Origin of the sequence: Panacagrimonas sp., from assembly GCF_965216805.1 — a bacterium.
Taxonomy (GTDB): domain Bacteria; phylum Pseudomonadota; class Gammaproteobacteria; order Nevskiales; family Nevskiaceae; genus Panacagrimonas.
On record NZ_CBDCGN010000002.1, the window covers coordinates 710,851 to 728,184 of the forward strand.

Here is a 17,334-nt window from a genome sequence, read left to right on the forward strand (position 1 = left end):
GCCGGCCCGAACAGCGAGGTCTGGCGTCCGACAGCCGGCATCCGATGCAGTTCCGGAACCGGGCTGCGACGACGCGCGGTTCAGGTAAGGCGATTCAGGTGGGCGCGGGCGGACGGAAGTTGTCCTTCCACCTGCGCAGCTCGGCGAACACGGCCGCCTCGTCTTGCAGCGATCGCCCGGCGTGGGCGGCAGCGGCCTCGCGCACCGCCGGATGCGCGGTGCGCAGGAAGGGGTTGATGCGCATTTCCTGCTCGACGCTGGACGGGACTGTCGGTGAGTCGGCGGCGCGCAGCGAACGCACCCGGTCCCAGTAGTCGGACAGCTCGGCATTGTCCGGTTCCACCGTGCGCGCAAACAACAGGTTGGAGGTGGTGTACTCGTGCGTGCAGTACACCTGGGTGGCGCCGGGCAGCGCGGCCAGCCGACTCAGCGAGGTGTGCATCTGTTGCGGCGTGCCTTCGAACAAGCGGCCGCAGCCGCCGGAGAACAAGGTGTCGCCGCACAGCAGCAGCGGACCTTGCAGATCGCTCGCGGGGGTGAAATAGGCAATGTGGCCCAGCGTATGGCCGGGTACTTCCATCACTTCGAAACGCCGGCCGAGCACGGTGACGTGATCGCCTTCGACCAGCGGATGGGTCAGCAGACGGATCGTTTGCTCCTCCTTGCGCGGGCCGTAGACCGGGACTGCGCGATGTTGCAGCAGGGCGCCGAGCCCGCCGATGTGATCGGGATGGTGATGGGTGATCAGGATCGCTTCCAGGGTCAGGCCGCGCGCGGACAGGGCTGCTTCCACGGGCGCGGCGTCGCCCGGATCGACTACCACGGCGCGATCCTGCTGCACCAGCAGCCAAAGATAGTTGTCGGCAAAGGCGGGGATCGGGATCAGCTCTAGGGCAGTCATGGCGGCGGGCTCGCGGGCGGCTGGCGCGGAAGACCCGATGATACCCATCCCGGATGCCAGGGCCCCGCTGCGCGGCGATCCCGATCAGCGCGGCGGCGTAGAATCCGGGCTGTGCATTCCCGGGACCAACGACGATGAGCGTGTGGCGTCCATCTCGCGGCGGGCGACCGCTGTCACGACAGGCGCTTGGCCAGTGGCAGCAGTGTCCGCGTGGCCGGCAGTTGATCGAGGTCGAGCAGCGCGAGCTGGGCCGACTGCTGCCGGACGTATTCGGACGACACGTGCTGCAGATCGGCTCCTGGGGCAACGGCGAGGCGCTGCTGCAGTCCGCGGAAACCCTGCACCGGGCCGTGCTGGGCACGGTGGCGGACTTTGGCGCCAGCGCGCTGATCGAGTCCGAGCGTCTGCCCATTGCGTCCAGCACCGTCGACGCGGTGGTGTTGCCGCACACCCTGGAGTTTTCGGCTTCGCCGCATCATCTGTTGCGCGAGGTCAATCGCATCCTTACCGATCGCGGGCGGGTGTTCGTGATGGGCTTCAACCCCTGGGGCGTCTGGGGAGTCCGCCAGCGTCTGGGTCTGCGCGATCCGGCGTTTCCCGGCGGCGCCCGTTTCTACAGCGCCGGGCGTCTGTGCGACTGGCTCGAATTGCTGGATCTGGAAGTGGTGGAAGTGCGTCGCTTCAGCCTGGGCTTCCCCTGGGCCGCGGCTCGCTCCGACGGCGAGTCCTGGAGTCTGGCCGCGCTGATCGCGCCGTTTTCCGAAGCCTATCTGCTGGCCGCCAGAAAACGCGTCGTTCCCATCCGGCTGGTGGGCCGACCGGTGCGCGCTCAGGTACGTCCCCTGGTCGGGATTGCGGCGCCAGCGGCACGGCGCGACGACGGCAGCGTCTGCCGCGACGGCGAAGCCGGGCCGCCACCGCGACTGACGTGAAGTCCGTAACCGCCCACACCGACGGGGCCTGCAAGGGCAATCCCGGCCCCGGCGGCTGGGGCGTGCTGCTGCGCTGCAACGGTGTCGAGAAGCGCTTGTTCGGGGGCGAGGCACTGACCACCAACAACCGCATGGAATTGTTGGCGGCAATCCAGGCCCTGGAGACGCTCAGGGAAGCCTGTTCCGTGCGTCTGCACACCGACTCCACTTATGTGCTCAAGGGCATCACCGAATGGATGCCGGGCTGGAAGCGCAAACAGTGGCGCACCGCCGACGGCAAACCGGTCAAGAATGTGGACCTGTGGCAACGCCTGGACGCGGCGCGCGCGCGCCATCAGGTCGATTGGCAGTGGGTCAAGGGCCACGCCGGTGACGAGGGCAACGAACTGGCCGATCAGCTCGCCAACCAGGGGATTGCGACGCTACGCCAGCAGGCTTGATGCGCGTCGCGGTTGCGCGCAGCCTTTCCCGATTCCCGATTCCCGATTCCCGATTCCCGATTCCCGATTCCCGATTCCCGATTCCCGTGCCCATGCGCCAACTCGTTCTCGATACCGAAACCACCGGCCTGTCGGTCGAGCAGGGCCACCGCGTGATCGAGATCGGCGTGCTGGAATTGGTCAATCGACGCCCCAGCGGCCATCACTTCCATCGTTTCGTCAATCCGCAACGCGCGGTGGACGAGGGCGCGATGCAGGTCCACGGCATCAGCAACGAGTTCCTGGCCGACAAGCCCTGCTTTGCAGAGGTGGCGCAGGAGCTGTGGGACTGGCTGGCCGGCGACGAGCTGATCATTCACAACGCACCTTTCGACGTCGGCTTTCTCGATCTCGAATTCGGTCTGGCGGGCGTCGGTCGTCCACTGGCCGAGGCCTGCGCCATCACCGATACCGTGCTCATGGCCCGACGCCTGCACCCGGGCCAGAAAGCCAGCCTGGATGCGCTGTGTCGCCGCTACGAGGTGGACAATTCGCATCGCGATCTGCACGGCGCTTTGCTCGACGCTCGGCTGCTGGCAGACGTGTATCTGGCCATGACGGGCGGGCAGTCCACCCTGTCGCTGGACGTGGGCAGCGGCGCTGCTGCCGGCCGAATGTCGTGGGCGCGCCTGCTGGGGGTTGAGGGGCGGCCCCTACCGGTCGTGCAAGCCACGGACGAAGAATGGGCCGCGCATCGCGAGCGGCTCAGAACCATCGCCAAGAAGGGCGACCTGATGTGGAAGACCGATCTGGAAACGCTGCCGCCGTCTTCGTCCTGAGGCGCAAGGCCGAGCTGCGCCGGCCGCGGCTGTCATTTGACTCCCAGCGCCCCGATCACCTCGAAATAAGGTGGCCGCGTTTCACGCGAGCTGACCGCGCATTCGGCCACGTTCAATCCAGCCTTGTTCATCAGGTTGCGCAAGTGGTCCAGTTCGATGCCCAGGTTGAGATGATCGAAAGCGCGCTGGGTCTCCGCGTGCTCATGGCGCTTGAGGGCGGCGATGACCAGCCGCCCGCCCGGACGCAGCACCCGCGTCGCCTCGCGGATCGCACGTTGCGGTTCATGGCTGTAGCTCAGCGCGTGAAGGGCGAATACGTGGTCGAAGCTGGCGTCTTCGAACGGCAGCTGGTGCATGTCGCCCTGATGGAAGGACACATTGGTGCGCTGCGCCAGCCTTCGCTGGGCGGCGGACAGCACCGCCGCGCTGACGTCCACGCAGGTTACGCGCCGCGCATGCGGCGACAGCAGCTCGGCGACCACGCCATCGCCGGACGCCAGGTCGAGCACATCGCCCAGTTCGAGCAGCATCATCAATGCCCGTGCGGTGGCCTCCCAGCTGCGACCGGGGGAATAGTGCAGCTCCATCCGTCCGGCCACCGATTCGGCCCAGGTCTGGTCCCGATGGCGCTGCCGAATCACTTCGCCCGCGCGTTCACGGTCCAGCCGCGCCTGGGCGTCGTCCAGCTGCGGCCGCAGCAGGTTCCAGATGGCGCCGGCGGCGCCCTGGGCAGCGGCAGTGGCGGAATACAGGGCGGCGCCGTTGGTGCGTTCGTCGGCCACCAGGCCAGCGTTCTTCAGCCGCGACAGGTGCGTGGAGACGCGGCTTTGGGCCAGTCCGGTGATTTCGGTCAGCTCCGCGGCCGACAGGCTGAGCGACTCCAGCAGCAGCAACAGGCGCACGCGGCTGGCGTCGGACAGCAGGCGACAGGCCTCGGTACCCAGGCCGATCGACAGCGGTGCGTTGGGGGCAGCCACGCGGTGCGAACGCCAACGGCGGCTATAAACAAAACCGCCGGCCCGGGGCCGGCGGCGGGGAACGAGGGACGCGGATCACTTCTTGGCGGGTCGTTTGGCTGCCTTGGGCGCCGTTTTCGCGGCAGTCTTGGTCGTCGCCGGCTTCTTCGCCTTGCTGGCGGCTCGGGCGGCGCGGGACTCCGGTGACGGTCGTGCCTGCACCGCCTTCTTGGCGGGCGTCGGCGGCGGCGCGATGTCCAGCACCGATTCGATCTTTCTGCGCACCGCCTTGCCGACTTCGCGCGCCCTGGTTTCGCCCTGTTTGACCGCGGCTTTGCCCTTTTTTTCGGCGCTGGCCAACTCCTTGTCCAGCGTCTTCTTGATGTCGGCGGCGGTCCTGACTGCGGATTGCTGAGCCTTGGCCGCCGCTTTGCGCACATCTTCCATCGCTTTTTGCGCCGGCTCCGTCACCCTGCTCAAGGCCTTGCCGTCGAGACTGGCGCCGTTGCCGATCAGCCGGGTCAGCTCTGCGCGGGTGTCGGCAATGATGGAGAGCGATTCGCGCGCATGGCCGATCACGGTCTGGACGGTTTCCTGCAGCAGGTCGAGCTGCTGCGCCGCCATATCCTGGTAACTGTTGCCGCTGCGGGGAGATTTCAGCGCGCCGGTGGCGCTTTTGAAGTAGTCGTTGAGCGCGCGCAACTCTTGTTCGGCCAGCTTCTGCACCCCTTCGAGCACGATGCGACTGGCGTTGGAAACCACGTCCAGCGATTCCTTGCGCATATGCTCGATCTGCGCTTTCAGCTGGTCGATCTTGTCCTTGGCTGCCATTTCCCCTGCTCCCGAGTTGGTTGGAAACCTCGGCGTCGAGCATAGGCATCGCTATAAGTGCCTGTCAAACGTAGGATTTCGGGGTGCGTCGTGGCGCCGGCGCAGTTTACGAGGCGCCCGCTGCGCCGTTATGATTCCGAGTCTTATCTCTCCCAGGCGCAGCGGCTCGATGTTTCGATGCTCGCCTTCTTCGCCTGCACCCCCTTTCCACTCGATTCCGGAGGCAGTTCGCGCCCATGTATCAAGGTAAATCCATCCAGGTCACGGTCCACCAGGAGGACCGTATCGCCGAGCTGTGCTTCGACCGCGAGGGCGAATCGATCAACAAGTTCGACGCCCGCACCGTGCGTGAGCTGGGCGAGGCCGCTGCTGCGCTGGCCGCTGCCAAAGACTTGCAGGGCCTGATCGTGACCTCGGCCAAGGACGTGTTCATCGTCGGCGCCGACATCACCGAGTTCGGCGCGGTCTTCCAGCGCACCGAAGAAGAGATCGCCGCCTGGTGCTGGGAGGCCAATCAGGTCTTCAACGCGATCGAGGACCTGCCGTTGCCGAGCGTCACCGCCATCAACGGCGTGGCCCTGGGCGGCGGCTTCGAGATGTGCCTGTCGACCGACTTCCGGGTGATGTCCACCGCCGCGCAGATCGGTTTTCCGGAAGTGAAGCTCGGCATCATTCCCGGTTTCGGCGGCACCGTGCGCTGTCCGCGCCTGATCGGCGCCGACAACGCCATCGAATGGATCGCCGGCGGCAACCCGGTCAAGCCGGATGTGGCGCTGAAGATGCACGCGGTGGACGCGGTTGTGGCGCCGGACAAGGTCAAGGCCGCTGCGCTGTCGCTGCTGCAGCAGGCCATCGGCGGGCAGCGCGACTGGAAGGCACGTCGTGCACAGAAGATGGGTCCGCTCAAGCTCAATCCGATGGAAGCCTCGATGGTGTTCGAAACCGCCAAGGGCTTCATCGCCGGCCAGGCCGGCAAGCACTACCCGGCGCCGATGGAAGCGGTGAAAGGCATCCAGAAGGGCGCCAGTAAGTCGCGCGACGAGGCGATCAGGATCGAGGGTCAGGGCTTTGCCCGGGTCGCCAAGACCTGGCAGGCCGACGCGCTGGTGACGTTGTTCCTGAACGATCAGATCGTCAAGAAGAAGGCCAAGGGTTACGCCAAGATCGGCAAGCCGATCAAGCAGGCCGCGGTGCTCGGCGCCGGCATCATGGGCGGGGGCATCGCCTATCAGAGTTCGGTGAAGGGCACGCCGATCATTATGAAGGACATCGCCGACAAGCAGCTCGAACTGGGCGTCAACGAGGCCAACAAGCTGCTGGCCAAGGAAGTGGAGCGCAAGAAGATGACCGCGGCCAAGGCCGGAGAAGTGCTCGGCCACATCCGCCCGACGCTGAACTACGGCGACTTCGGCACCGTTGATGTGGTGGTCGAGGCGGTGGTCGAGAATCCCAAGATCAAGAAGGCGGTGCTGGCCGAAGTCGAGGCTGCGGTCAGGCCGGGCACGATCATCGCGTCCAACACCTCGTCGATCTCGATCGACGATCTGTCCCCGGCGATGAAGCATCCCGAGAATTTCCTGGGCATGCACTTCTTCAACCCGGTGCATCGCATGCCGCTGGTCGAGGTGATCTACGGCGAAAAGACCAGCAAGGAGGCGATTGCCACCATCGCGACCTACGCCGCCAGCATGGGCAAGACGCCGATCGTGGTGAAGAACTGCCCCGGCTTTCTGGTCAACCGCATCCTGTTCCCGTATTTCGCCGGCTGGGAATTCGCGATCAACGACGGCGCCGACTTCGTCAAGATGGACAAGGTGCTGGAGGAGTTCGGCTGGCCGATGGGCCCGGCCTACCTGGAGGATGTCGTTGGCATCGACACCTCGCACCATGTCGGCGAAGTACTGGCCGCCGGCTACCCGGATCGCATGGGACGCACCAGGCGCACCATCATCGACGTCATGTACGAGGCCAAGCGCTACGGCCAGAAGAACGGTATCGGCTTCTACAAGTACGAGACCGACCCCAAGGGCAAACCCAAGAAAGTCATCGACCAGAGCACCTACGAGCTGATCGCGCCGCTGCAGCCGAATGGCCAGGTCGACATGCCGGACCTCGAGATTCTTGAGCGGCTGATGATCCCTATGATCATCGAGACCGCGCGCTGCGTGGAGGAAGGCATCGTGGGTTCGGCGGCCGAGGCCGACATGGGCCTGATCATGGGCATCGGCTTTCCGCCGTTTCGCGGTGGCGCGCTGAAGTACTGCGATCGCCTGGGCATGAAGGAAGTCATTGCCCGCTGCGCACCCTACGCGCATCACGGCAAGCTCTACGAACCCACCGAGCGGATGAAGGAAATGGCCGCGAAGGGCGAAACCTACTACCAGAAGTGATGAAGCCGGGAATCGGGAGTGGGGAGTCGGGAATCGTGAAAAACGAGCCCGCCCCGCTTTGGACGATTCCCGACTCCCGATTCCCGATTCCCGGAGATTCCAATGACTGACGTCGTCATCGTCGATGCCATCCGCACCCCCATGGGCCGCTCCAAAGGCGGCGCCTTCCGCAATGTGCGCGCCGAAGTGCTGTCGGCGCGGCTGATGCAGGAAATGCTCAAACGCAACGCGGCACTCAAGCCCGCCGAGATCGAAGACGTGATCTGGGGCTGCGTGATCCAGACCCTGGAGCAGGGGTTCAACATCGCCCGCAACGCCGCACTGTTGGCCGGCCTGCCGATCACCGTGCCCGGCCAGACGGTGAATCGTCTGTGCGGCTCGTCGATGACCGCCATCCACATTGCCTACGCCAACATCAAGGCCGGCATGGGCGATGCGTATCTCTGCGGCGGCGTCGAACACATGGGCCACGTGCCGATGACGCATGGTTTCGACGGCCCCCCGGAGTTGTCGATCAACACCGCCAAGGCCTCGGCCATGATGGGCCTGACCGCGGAGATGCTGACCCAGACCCACCAGATCAGTCGCGAACAGCAGGACCAGTTTGCGCTGGCATCGCACCAGAAAGCCGCCGCCGCGTTCAAGAACGGCGAGTACGCCGGGCAGGTGGTGTCGGTGGAAGGTCACGATGCGGACGGCATCCCGGTCGTGGTGAACTCAGACGAAGTGGTGCGCGCCGACACCAACCTGGCCGACCTGGCCAAGCTCAGGCCCGCGTTCAATCCCAAGGGTTCGGTCACCGCCGGCAACAGCTCGGCGATTTCGGACGGCGCGTCCTGCGTGCTGGTGATGAGCGCCGACAAGGCCAAGGCCCTCGGCCTGAAGCCGCTGGCCCGCATCGTGTCCACCGCGGCGTCGGGCTGCAATCCGGCCATCATGGGCATCGGCCCGGTGCCGGCCACGCAAAAGGCGCTCAAGGCGGCGGGCCTGAGCATCGACAATATCGACTACTTCGAATTGAACGAGGCGTTCGCCGCGCAGTCGCTGGCGGTGATCAAGGACCTCAAGCTCACCGAGCGCATGGACCGCATCAACACCAAAGGCGGCGCCATCGCGCTGGGTCACCCGCTGGGATGTTCCGGCGCCCGCATCACCGGCGCGCTGGCCCATGTGCTCAACGAGAAGAATGCGCAGTTCGGGGTGGCCACCATGTGCATCGGCATGGGCCAGGGCGTGGCCACCGTGCTGGAGCGTATGCACTGACGACCCGACCGGCCGTTATCAGCGGGGCCGGCGGTACGCGGCCCCGCTTTTTTGTGGACGCCGCCGCCGCGTTGTCCGGCTTGGCCGCACAGTTTCGCTAACATTTGAAAACTGAGTGGGGCGCCACCTCGGGCGCCCACATTACGAGGTGTGTCATGTCTGCTTTGCCGATGTCGGTCACCCGCAAGACCTTCGATCAGGTCATGGTTCCCAACTACGCGCCCAACGAGATCGTCCCGGTGCGCGGCGAGGGTGTACGCCTGTGGGACCAGCAGGGTCGCGAGTACCTGGATTTCGCCTGTGGCATCGCGGTGACCGGCCTGGGCCACTGCCATCCCAAATTGGTCGCCGCGCTGACTGCGCAGGCCAACAGGCTGTGGCACGTGTCCAACGTCATGACCAATGAGCCGGCCTTGCGCCTGGCCCAGCGCCTGACCGAGCTGAGCTTTGCCAGCAAGGTGTTCTTCGCCAACAGCGGTTCGGAAGCCAACGAAGCGGCGTTCAAACTGGCGCGCAAGCATGCGTCGCTGCATCACGCACCGGACAAGCGCGAGATCATCGCCTTCCACAACGCCTTTCACGGTCGCACCCTGTTCGCGGTTAGCGTCGGTGGACAGGCCAAGTACACGCAGGGTTTCGAGCCGTTGCCCGGCGGCATTACCCATCTGCCGTTCAACGATCTGTCCGCGCTGGAGCAGGCCATATCGGCCAAGACCTGCGCGGTGGTGATGGAGCCGGTGCAAGGCGAAGGTGGCGTGACGCCGGCCACCCGAGAATTCGCGCTCGGCGTGCGCCGCTTGTGCACCCAACACCAGGCTTTGCTGATCTACGACGAAGTACAGACCGGCAACGGGCGCAGCGGCACCTTCTTCGCCCATGAGCAGTACGGCGTGGTGCCGGACGTGCTGACCACCGCCAAGGGCCTGGGCGGCGGATTTCCGGTGGCGGCGATGCTGACCACCGACGATCTGGCGGCCAGCCTGGGTTTCGGCACCCATGGGTCCACTTATGGCGGCAACCCGCTGGCCACCGCGGTGGCGCTGGCGGCGGTCGAGGAAATCGCCAGGCCCGAGACTCTGGCCAACGTCGCTGCGCGTGGCGAGCAACTGCGTCGCGGGGTGTCGGAACTGGCCGGGCGGTACGGCCTGTTCGAAGAGCTGCGCGGGCTTGGGCTGCTGTTGGGCGCGCCGATGAGCGCGGCCTGGCGCGGCCGTGCCAAGGACGTGGTCACGGCCTGCCTGCGCCACGGGCTGTGGACGCTGGTTGCCGGCCCCGAGGTGGTGCGCATGGCGCCGTCGCTGCTGATAACCGAAGCGGAAATGGCCGAGGGTCTGCGCCGCATGGATGCCGCCTGTGCGGAGTTGGCGGCGCTGCCGCGTGTGTCGAACGGCTGAAACGCGATCACGCGCTGCGCCGCGTGCGAGGCGCGATCGAAAGCGCTAATGCGGCAGTCGCAGCCAGATCTCGGCGACGTGATCGCTGTCCAGGCGCTTGACCACCAGCTCCACCTCGCCGAGCCGCAGACGGTCGCCGATCACGGGGCGCGGGATCACGGTCTCGAAGAAGGCGGCGACGCTGCGACCCTTGGCCGCTTCGGGCACCGGCACACCGTAGGCCTCGGCCAGGGCGTCGGCGGGTGCGGACGGGTCGATCCTGAACTCGCCGTAGAAGCGTTGCTCCTCGGCAGCCGACTGCGGCCTGACCTGCGCCTGGAACAACTTGTCGAGCTTGGGCAGTTCTTCCTGCGAGGCGAGCAGCGAGATGTAGTCGCCGGCGCGCAGATTGCCCCAGTCGCGATAGCTGATGATCTTGCCGCGACGTGCCAGACAGACGATGCGGGAAATGTCGTCCAGCGGTAGCTGGCGCGACTTCATGCCGATCAGGGGCGACGAATCGCCGATGCGATAGCTGACGATCTCGTAGCCACGCGTGCCGGGCAGATCGAAGTCCACGCGGCGCACCAGCGCCGCCGAATCGGGAATGTTCAGACCCAGCAGTTTGGCCGCCGGCGCGATGGTCCAGCCCTGCACCACCAGCGACACCAGCACGATGAAGAACGCCACGTTGAAGAACAAACCGGCGTTCTCCACGCCGGCAAGCAGCGGATAGGTGGCGAGCAGAATCGGCACCGAACCGCGCAGACCCACCCAGGAGATGAACACCTGTTCGCGCATCGGAAAGCGGAACGGCAGCAGGCACAGCAACACCGCCAGTGGGCGCGCCGCCAGCATCAGCACCAGCGCGATCAGCATCGCCGGCACCGCGACCTGCAGCAGATCCCGTGGCGAGGCCAACAGACCCAGAATCACGAACATGCCGATCTGCGCCATCCAGGCAACGCCGTCGTGAAAGCGCTTGATGCCGGCGATGCCGCGCACCCGGCGATTGCCCAGTTCCATGCCGGCCAGGTAGGCGGCCAGGAAGCCGCTGCCGCCGAGCAGGCCGGTGAAGCCGAAGATGAGAAAGCCGCTGAACAAGGCCATCAGCGGGTACAGCGAATCGCTCAGTTCCAGCCGGTTGAGCGCGAACGTCGCACCGCGGCCGCCCGCGATGCCGATCAGCGCGCCCAGGCCCATCTGCTGCACCAGCAGCAACAGCGAGTCGGCGAAGGAGTAGTCGGTCGGCGCCAACAGGTATTGCAGCAGCGCGATGGTGAGAAACACCGCCATCGGGTCGTTGGTGCCGGACTCGATCTCCAGCGCTGCAGTCACCCGCTCGTTGAGCTTGACCGCGCTGGTATGCAGCAGCGAGAACACCGCCGCTGCGTCGGTCGATCCCACGATGGCGCCGATCAGCATGCCCTCGGCCAGGGACAGATCGAACATCCACGCGGAGAACCCGCCGACCAACAAGGTGGTCAGCATGACGCCGACTGTGGCTAGCGTTGCCGCGGGAGCGACCGCCAGGCGGAACGAGGCATGAGAGGTGCGCATGCCGCCGTCGAACAGCACCACCGCCAGCGCGGCAGTGCCGGCCAGACTGGCCAGACCGTAGTCGTCGAACTGCACGCCGCCGGGGCCGTCCTCGCCGGCCAGCATGCCCACGATCAGGAAGATCAGCAGCAAGGGGACGCCCAGCCGCGGCGTGATCACCGTCGCCAGGATGCTGGTGATGAACAGCGAGCCAGCGAGGAAGATCAGTTGATTGCTGAGTTCCATGCGCCCCCGCGATCAGTCGGTCGCAGGGGTGTAACCGCCCGACGCCTGGCCCAGCAGCTCGACGAAGATCGGGTGCAGTTTGGGAGTGGCCACCAGGATATTGCCGGTGCTCAGCGGATCGGGCTGGCCGTAGATTTCCGACGTGAAACCGCCGGCCTCCTGCACCAGCACCATGCCGGCCGCGATGTCCCAGGGTTTCAGGTTCAACTCCCAGAACGCGTCGAGCCGACCCGCCGCCACGTAGGCCAGGTCCAAAGCGGCCGAACCGGCGCGGCGCACGCCGGCGGTGTTGGCGACCACGCTGCGCAGCATCGGGATGTAGGCGTCCAGGTTCACCGCGCGGATCGGCACGCCGGTGCCGATCAGCGCCTGGTCCATGTCCTTGGCGCCACTGACGCGAATCTTGCGGTTGTTCAGAGTGGCGCCCGAACCGCGGCTGGCGATGTACAGGTCCTGGGTACAGGGCGCGTAGATCACCCCGTGTTCCAGACGCCCCTTGACCTGGATGCCGATGGACACCGCGTAGTGCGGAAAGCCGTGCAGGAAATTGGTAGTGCCGTCGAGCGGATCGACGATCCACACCACTTCGTTATCGCCGATCTTGCCGCCTTCCTCGCCCAGAATGGCATGCTGCGGATAGGCCTTGTGTACCGTATTGATGATCTCGCGCTCGGCTCCGCGATCGACCATGGTGACGAAGTCGTTGCGGCCCTTGCGCTCGATCTGCAGTTGGGGCACGCGGTCCTGGTGGCGCATGATGAAGTTGCCCGCGCTGCGCGCGGCCGAAACGGCAATGTTGATCAAGGGATGCATGACGTTAGTTTAAGGCACGCACCGTGCCTTCATTCTGAGAAGCTATCCGACCCGTCCCGCTGACGACCGCCAGGCGGCCGTCCCTTTCAGAAATTTCACCAGTCCCGAATGTCCGCCGCATCTCCGCTTTCAAGCGTCCGTATCGTGCTGGTGCAGCCGCAACACCCCGGCAACATCGGCGCCGCCGCGCGCGCCATGTTCACCATGGGTCTGGAGCAGCTGGTGCTGGTAAAGCCACGCCAGTTTCCCGACATTGAGGCCACCCGCCGGGCCGTCGGGGCGGAGCGCGTGCTGGAAAGCGCGCGGGTCGTCGACGACCTCGCCGAGGCACTCAAGGATTGCCACTGGTCGGTCGCCAGCTCCGCTCGGCCGCGGCACCTGGGTGACGAACCGCTGCCGCCCGCTGCCGCTGCCGAACAACTGCTGCACGCCAGCACGGCTGGCCAGGTGGCGCTGGTGTTCGGTGCCGAGCGCACCGGGCTGAGCAACGAAGAGATCGAGTTGTGCCAGGCCCAGACCCTGGTGCCCACAAATCCCGAGTATGGCTCGCTCAACCTGGCCGCCGCGGTGCAGATCTACGCCTGGGAGCTGCGCAAGGCGGCGGTGGCGCCGCCGCAGTTCTCGCTCAAGAAGGACCATCCCTGGTATCTGCCGGCCACCCACGAGCAACTGGAGCTGTTCTTCGAACATCTGGAGCGCGTGGCCCTGGCGACCGGGTTTCTGGACCCTGCCAATCCACGCCTGCTGATGCGCCGCCTGCGCCAACTGTTCAACCGCGCGCGGCCCGATCGCAACGAACTCAACCTGCTTCGCGGCCTGCTGACCACGGTGGAAACACCGAAGCGCCGCGGTCCACGTCCTCCGCCCCCGAGCGACTCCGCATGAACATCCTTGTCCTGTCGCTGCTTGCCTCGAACCTGGTCCTGGCGGTCCTGCTGCTGCTGGGGTGGCACCGGTTGCGCAAGGCTTTGACGACGCTGGAAGCCCGGCAGGCGCAGCTCGATGGCGCCGCCGAACCCGCATTGATGCAAATGGCGCAGGACGCCTGCCCGACCCTGAGCATCCGCATCCTCAACCCGGTGGAGCTGGCGGTGCAGAAGCACTGGGCTGCCGGGGCGCTGGGTCGGCTCACCCCCGGCCTGCTGCGCCAGATCGTGGGCCGCGAGGCCGCCAGAATTGTCGCGCTGGAGCTGCCCAGGTACGGTGCCCAGGCCGAGATTCGCGTGGTCGACGCGCGTGGCTGAGCTGCTCGCCAGTCTGCTGCTGACGATGGCTCTGGCGGGGCTGGGAGCGGGGCTGTGGTCGCTGCATCGGCGCGCGCAGAGACTGCTGGCCGCGGTACGCCGTCGCCGGTTTCAGGCGGCCGAGGCGCGGCGGCTGTCGCGCGCGCAGGAACAGCTCGCGCAGGCGCAGCGCCTGTCGGAAACAGCGGTGTCCGGTAGCGCCCACCTGGTGCGTGCGGTGCATCACGGCATCGCCGCGATCCCCTTCGGCATACTCGAAGCGATCCCGGTCACGCGCGACACCACCCGCATCGTGCACAAGACGCACGATCTGATCGCCGGCGCGGTGTACGACACGATCCAGGCAATCAATCGCGGAGTGGGCTCGGGCTTGCGCCATGGACTGCACCACAAGCCGCAGGCCTCGTCGCCTGATGCCCATGCCCCCGCCTCGGACATGCGCGTCGGTCGTGCGCCGGGCATCAGGCCCGATCCGCCAAAATCCCCGCCGGGTCTGCCGGGGCCGGGTCGGCGGTAGAATCGGTGTCCGTTTCTATCGGCGAAGCGCCATGCTGTCCCGCATCCGAGAAGACATCCGCAGCGTTTTCGCGCGCGACCCCGCCGCGCGCAGCGTTTGGGAAGTCCTGACCTGTTATCCCGGGCTGCACGCGGTGTGGGGTCACCGGGTCAGTCATTGGCTGTGGTTGCGCGGCCTGCGCTGGCTGGCGCGACTCAACTCGCACATCGCGCGATGGCTGACCGGCATCGAGATCCATCCCGGCGCGCGCATCGGCCATCGCCTGTTCATCGACCATGGCATGGGCGTGGTGATCGGCGAAACCGCAGAGATCGGCGACGACGTCACCCTCTACCACGGCGTCACCCTGGGTGGCGTGAGCTGGAACAAGGGCAAGCGCCATCCTACCCTGGGCAACAACGTGGTGGTGGGCGCCGGCGCCAAGATTCTCGGTCCCTTCACCGTGGGCGAAGGCGCGCGCGTCGGTTCCAACTCGGTCGTGGTCAAGGAAGTGCCGCCCGGGGCGACCGTGGTCGGGATCCCGGCGCGCATCGTCGCGGAGAACCGCGAGCCGTCGCAGGCCTTTGCTGCCGCCGCCAAAAAACTCGGCTTCGACGCCTACGGCCTGACCCGCGATATGACCGACCCGGTGGCCAATGCCTTCGCCGGCCTCGCCGAACATATCGACCAGCTCGACGAACGGTTGGTACAGGTGTGCAAGTTCCTGCACCAGATGGACGCCCGCATGCCGGAGATGGAGCTTTCGAAATACGAGCTCCCCGACTTCTGTCGGGAGGGCAAGGTGCTGGACTCGCTGGCTTCGGGCGAATCGCGGCCGCCGCCCAAGTCCTGACCTGAAGGTTGCCGCGGCGATCCGCCCTGAGGCGCACTACGACGATGCCGGTGTATCTCGACCACAACGCCACCACTCACCTCGATCCGCGGGTGCTGGAGGCGATGGAGCCCTATCTGTCCGGGCCGGCCGCCAACGCTTCCAGCCTGCACCGCTATGGCCGCATTGCGCGCGACGCGGTGGAGCAGGCGCGGGTGCAGGTGGCGCGCCTGGTGGGCTGCGAAGCCAAGGAGATTGTGTGGACCTCCGGCGGCACCGAGGCCAACAATCTCGCGCTCAAGGGCATGCTCGCCGGCAATCCCCGCGGCCGGGTCCTGCACCGGGTCCTGTACGGGGCGACCGATCATCCGGCCGTGATGGAAGCGGCCGAAGCGCTGGCGTGTCGCGGTTGCGAGATCGACGCCATCGCGGTCGACGGCGACGGCCTGATCGATTTCGACGCGTTCGAAGCGCAGCTCCGTTGCGCTCCGGTGAGCCTGGTGTCGGCGATGCGCGCCAACAATGAGACCGGCGTGATCCAGGACATCCCGCGGCTGGCTGCGCTGACGCAGGCCGGCGGCGTGCCGCTGCACGTGGACGCCGTACAGGCTGCCGGCAAGATCGCGGTGGATGTTGCCGAGCTGGGCTGCGATCTGCTCAGCCTGTCCAGCCACAAGATCTACGGTCCCAAGGGGGCAGCGGCGCTGGTGGTGCGCAGTCATGTGGATCTGCAGCCGGTGCAGCACGGCGGCGCGCAGGAGCGCGGCCTGCGCGGCGGTACCGAAAACGTCGCTGCCATCGTCGGCTTCGGCGCTGCCGCGGAACTGGCGCTGGCCGAACTCGATGCGCGCGCGCGCCACCTGCTGGCCTTGCGCGAACCGCTGGAAGCCGGCCTGCGTGCGCGCGGCGACACCCTGATCTTCGGCGGCGATGCGCCGCAACGCCTGCCCAACACCGTGCAGTTCGCGGTGCGCGGATGGGACGGCGAGGCCTTGCTGATGGCGCTGGACCGGCAGGGCTACGCGGTGTCGTCGGGCTCGGCCTGCGCCTCGGGCTCGGGCGAACCCAGTCACGTGCTGCTCGCCATGGGATACGAGCCCGCCGTCGCCAAGGGCGCGATTCGCGCCAGCCTGGGCAAGGACAACAGGCTGGACGACGTTCAGGGTTTTCTGCATGCCCTGGGCCGTATCGTGGACGCGGCAGCATCGTCGTGACCGCCGAGGACGAACCCTCCGGCGCGGCGACGGACGTGCTGCGCGTCGGCGCCGTGTTGGTCGTGCCGCTGAGCCAGATCGAGATGCGCGCGGTGCGCTCGCAGGGCGCCGGCGGTCAGAACGTCAACAAGACTTCGACGGCCATTCACCTGCGATTCGATGTGAAGTCATCCAGCCTGCCCGACGACATCAAGACGCGCCTGCTGGCCCGCCGCGATCAGCGCCTCAGCGACGACGGCGTGGTGGTGATCAAGGCGCAGCAGTTCCGCAGCCAGGAGCAGAACCGCGATGCCGCGCTGGCGCGGCTGGCGGCGATGATCGAGGCGGTGTCGCAACCGCCGCGTCCGCGCAAGGCCACGCGGGTGCCGCGGTCCGCGCAGCGTCGCCGCGTGGACGACAAGACGCGCCGCGGCACCGTCAAGCGCTTGCGACGCAAAGAGGGCCCGACCGAATAACCGGCCCGACTCGTCATGTTCGGCGGGTAGAATCGTGGCGTCCGATCCAACAGGAGTCGCCCGTGGCATTGAGCATGTATCAGCAGTCGGTTCCCAACTTCGTGCGCGCGCTGAGCGCCCTGCGTGGCGTGCTGGCCAAGGGCGCGCAGCATTGCGAGGCGCGCAAGATCGACCCGGTGGTGCTGACCTCGGCACGCCTGTATCCCGATATGTTCCCGCTGACCCGCCAGGTGCAGATTGCCTGCGACATGGCCAAGAACTGCGTCACGCGCCTCGGCGATCTGGAGCCCGTGCGGATCGAGGACAACGAGCAAAGCTTTGCCGACCTGCAGGTGCGCATCGACCGCACCTTGGACGTCCTGCGCGCGCTGACGCCGGCGCAGCTCGACGGCAGCGAGGACAAGGCGATCGTCCTGAAGACGCCGCGTGGCGAGCTGAGTTTTGCCGGCGAGGCTTACGTGCAGACCTTTGTGCTGCCCAATATCTATTTTCACTGCACCACGGCCTACGACATCCTGCGTCACAACGGCGTGGAGCTGAGCAAGTTCGATTTTCTGGGTCGGTCGTGAGCGACCGTTCCCCTCACCGGAG

General features: G+C 66.6%; 18 protein-coding genes. 13 read left to right on the forward strand and 5 right to left on the reverse strand.

Going from position 1 to position 17,334, the window contains the following annotated elements; translation table 11 throughout:
- Positions 1-94 precede the first annotated feature (94 nt).
- Entirely contained in the window at positions 95-901 is an 807-nt protein-coding gene (gene gloB, locus ACOOHP_RS03435; RefSeq protein WP_420465056.1) for a hydroxyacylglutathione hydrolase, read from the reverse strand.
- A gap of 134 nt (positions 902-1,035) precedes the next feature.
- Between gloB and ACOOHP_RS03440 the strand changes: the two genes are divergently transcribed.
- The 3 genes from ACOOHP_RS03440 (at position 1,036) to dnaQ (ending at position 3,091) form a co-directional block, all read left to right on the forward strand.
- Positions 1,036-1,833 carry a class I SAM-dependent methyltransferase gene (locus tag ACOOHP_RS03440; RefSeq protein WP_420465057.1) on the forward strand — a complete coding sequence of 266 codons (798 nt, stop codon included), beginning with the start codon at positions 1,036-1,038 and terminating at the stop codon, positions 1,831-1,833.
- On the forward strand, positions 1,830-2,273 hold the full coding sequence (rnhA, locus tag ACOOHP_RS03445; protein WP_420465058.1) for a ribonuclease HI: 444 nt from the start codon (positions 1,830-1,832) through the stop codon (positions 2,271-2,273). Before ACOOHP_RS03440 ends, rnhA begins: the two co-directional genes overlap by 4 nt.
- A gap of 92 nt (positions 2,274-2,365) precedes the next feature.
- Positions 2,366-3,091, forward strand: coding sequence for a DNA polymerase III subunit epsilon (gene dnaQ / locus ACOOHP_RS03450; RefSeq protein WP_420465059.1), 726 nt, complete (start codon positions 2,366-2,368; stop codon positions 3,089-3,091).
- A 32-nt stretch (positions 3,092-3,123) separates the two neighbouring features.
- On the opposite strand, the gene ACOOHP_RS03455 is transcribed toward dnaQ, so the two are convergent.
- Together ACOOHP_RS03455 and ACOOHP_RS03460 are read right to left on the reverse strand one after the other, a co-directional pair.
- The gene (locus tag ACOOHP_RS03455; RefSeq protein ID WP_420465060.1) at positions 3,124-4,068 is read right to left on the reverse strand and encodes a methyltransferase domain-containing protein; all 945 of its coding nucleotides are present in this window, start codon (positions 4,066-4,068) and stop codon (positions 3,124-3,126) included.
- Positions 4,069-4,143: 75 nt separating this feature from the next.
- Positions 4,144-4,878, reverse strand: coding sequence for a phasin family protein (locus ACOOHP_RS03460; protein ID WP_420465061.1), 735 nt, complete (start codon positions 4,876-4,878; stop codon positions 4,144-4,146).
- Positions 4,879-5,114: 236 nt separating this feature from the next.
- Between ACOOHP_RS03460 and fadB the strand changes: the two genes are divergently transcribed.
- The 3 genes from fadB (at position 5,115) to ACOOHP_RS03475 (ending at position 9,925) form a co-directional block, all read left to right on the forward strand.
- Positions 5,115-7,268 carry a fatty acid oxidation complex subunit alpha FadB gene (gene fadB, locus ACOOHP_RS03465; protein ID WP_420465062.1) on the forward strand — a complete coding sequence of 718 codons (2,154 nt, stop codon included), beginning with the start codon at positions 5,115-5,117 and terminating at the stop codon, positions 7,266-7,268.
- Between the two features lie 102 nt (positions 7,269-7,370).
- On the forward strand, positions 7,371-8,531 hold the full coding sequence (fadA, locus tag ACOOHP_RS03470; RefSeq protein WP_420465063.1) for an acetyl-CoA C-acyltransferase FadA: 1,161 nt from the start codon (positions 7,371-7,373) through the stop codon (positions 8,529-8,531).
- A gap of 155 nt (positions 8,532-8,686) precedes the next feature.
- Positions 8,687-9,925 carry an acetylornithine/succinyldiaminopimelate transaminase gene (locus ACOOHP_RS03475; RefSeq protein WP_420465064.1) on the forward strand — a complete coding sequence of 413 codons (1,239 nt, stop codon included), beginning with the start codon at positions 8,687-8,689 and terminating at the stop codon, positions 9,923-9,925.
- A 45-nt stretch (positions 9,926-9,970) separates the two neighbouring features.
- Here ACOOHP_RS03475 and ACOOHP_RS03480 read toward each other — a convergent pair whose 3' ends face one another.
- Together ACOOHP_RS03480 and ACOOHP_RS03485 are read right to left on the reverse strand one after the other, a co-directional pair.
- Positions 9,971-11,689: a potassium/proton antiporter gene (locus ACOOHP_RS03480; RefSeq protein ID WP_420465065.1), complete on the reverse strand. Its 1,719-nt coding sequence runs from the start codon at positions 11,687-11,689 to the stop codon at positions 9,971-9,973.
- 12 nt (positions 11,690-11,701) lie between these two features.
- Positions 11,702-12,502 (reverse strand): inositol monophosphatase family protein, encoded by an 801-nt coding sequence (locus ACOOHP_RS03485; RefSeq protein WP_420465066.1) that lies wholly within the window; start codon positions 12,500-12,502, stop codon positions 11,702-11,704.
- A gap of 108 nt (positions 12,503-12,610) precedes the next feature.
- Between ACOOHP_RS03485 and ACOOHP_RS03490 the strand changes: the two genes are divergently transcribed.
- The 7 genes from ACOOHP_RS03490 (at position 12,611) to ACOOHP_RS03520 (ending at position 17,312) form a co-directional block, all read left to right on the forward strand.
- On the forward strand, positions 12,611-13,387 hold the full coding sequence (locus tag ACOOHP_RS03490; protein WP_420465067.1) for an RNA methyltransferase: 777 nt from the start codon (positions 12,611-12,613) through the stop codon (positions 13,385-13,387).
- Positions 13,384-13,746 carry a hypothetical protein gene (locus ACOOHP_RS03495; protein ID WP_420465068.1) on the forward strand — a complete coding sequence of 121 codons (363 nt, stop codon included), beginning with the start codon at positions 13,384-13,386 and terminating at the stop codon, positions 13,744-13,746. The genes ACOOHP_RS03490 and ACOOHP_RS03495 overlap by 4 nt, the downstream gene beginning before the upstream one ends.
- Positions 13,739-14,263: a hypothetical protein gene (locus ACOOHP_RS03500; RefSeq protein WP_420465069.1), complete on the forward strand. Its 525-nt coding sequence runs from the start codon at positions 13,739-13,741 to the stop codon at positions 14,261-14,263. Before ACOOHP_RS03495 ends, ACOOHP_RS03500 begins: the two co-directional genes overlap by 8 nt.
- Before the next feature lie 31 nt (positions 14,264-14,294).
- Positions 14,295-15,095 carry a serine O-acetyltransferase gene (gene cysE / locus ACOOHP_RS03505; protein ID WP_420465070.1) on the forward strand — a complete coding sequence of 267 codons (801 nt, stop codon included), beginning with the start codon at positions 14,295-14,297 and terminating at the stop codon, positions 15,093-15,095.
- 44 nt (positions 15,096-15,139) lie between these two features.
- A complete protein-coding gene (locus ACOOHP_RS03510) occupies positions 15,140-16,288 on the forward strand; it encodes a cysteine desulfurase family protein (RefSeq protein WP_420465071.1) in 1,149 nt (382 codons plus the stop codon).
- On the forward strand, positions 16,285-16,743 hold the full coding sequence (gene arfB, locus ACOOHP_RS03515; RefSeq protein ID WP_420465072.1) for an alternative ribosome rescue aminoacyl-tRNA hydrolase ArfB: 459 nt from the start codon (positions 16,285-16,287) through the stop codon (positions 16,741-16,743). The genes ACOOHP_RS03510 and arfB overlap by 4 nt, the downstream gene beginning before the upstream one ends.
- A gap of 62 nt (positions 16,744-16,805) precedes the next feature.
- Positions 16,806-17,312 (forward strand): DUF1993 domain-containing protein, encoded by a 507-nt coding sequence (locus ACOOHP_RS03520; protein WP_420465073.1) that lies wholly within the window; start codon positions 16,806-16,808, stop codon positions 17,310-17,312.
- Positions 17,313-17,334 lie beyond the last annotated feature (22 nt).

Coding starts and splice junctions, on each gene's coding strand:
- ACOOHP_RS03510 (WP_420465071.1), top strand. CDS start 15,140: ATGCCGGTGTATCTCGACCACAACGCCACCACTCACCTCGATCCGCGG.
- ACOOHP_RS03475 (WP_420465064.1), top strand. CDS start 8,687: ATGTCTGCTTTGCCGATGTCGGTCACCCGCAAGACCTTCGATCAGGTC.
- dnaQ (WP_420465059.1), top strand. CDS start 2,366: ATGCGCCAACTCGTTCTCGATACCGAAACCACCGGCCTGTCGGTCGAG.
- cysE (WP_420465070.1), top strand. CDS start 14,295: ATGCTGTCCCGCATCCGAGAAGACATCCGCAGCGTTTTCGCGCGCGAC.
- ACOOHP_RS03480 (WP_420465065.1), bottom strand. CDS start 11,689: ATGGAACTCAGCAATCAACTGATCTTCCTCGCTGGCTCGCTGTTCATC.
- ACOOHP_RS03495 (WP_420465068.1), top strand. CDS start 13,384: ATGAACATCCTTGTCCTGTCGCTGCTTGCCTCGAACCTGGTCCTGGCG.
- fadA (WP_420465063.1), top strand. CDS start 7,371: ATGACTGACGTCGTCATCGTCGATGCCATCCGCACCCCCATGGGCCGC.
- ACOOHP_RS03485 (WP_420465066.1), bottom strand. CDS start 12,502: ATGCATCCCTTGATCAACATTGCCGTTTCGGCCGCGCGCAGCGCGGGC.
- ACOOHP_RS03460 (WP_420465061.1), bottom strand. CDS start 4,878: ATGGCAGCCAAGGACAAGATCGACCAGCTGAAAGCGCAGATCGAGCAT.
- ACOOHP_RS03440 (WP_420465057.1), top strand. CDS start 1,036: ATGAGCGTGTGGCGTCCATCTCGCGGCGGGCGACCGCTGTCACGACAG.
- fadB (WP_420465062.1), top strand. CDS start 5,115: ATGTATCAAGGTAAATCCATCCAGGTCACGGTCCACCAGGAGGACCGT.
- gloB (WP_420465056.1), bottom strand. CDS start 901: ATGACTGCCCTAGAGCTGATCCCGATCCCCGCCTTTGCCGACAACTAT.
- ACOOHP_RS03490 (WP_420465067.1), top strand. CDS start 12,611: ATGTCCGCCGCATCTCCGCTTTCAAGCGTCCGTATCGTGCTGGTGCAG.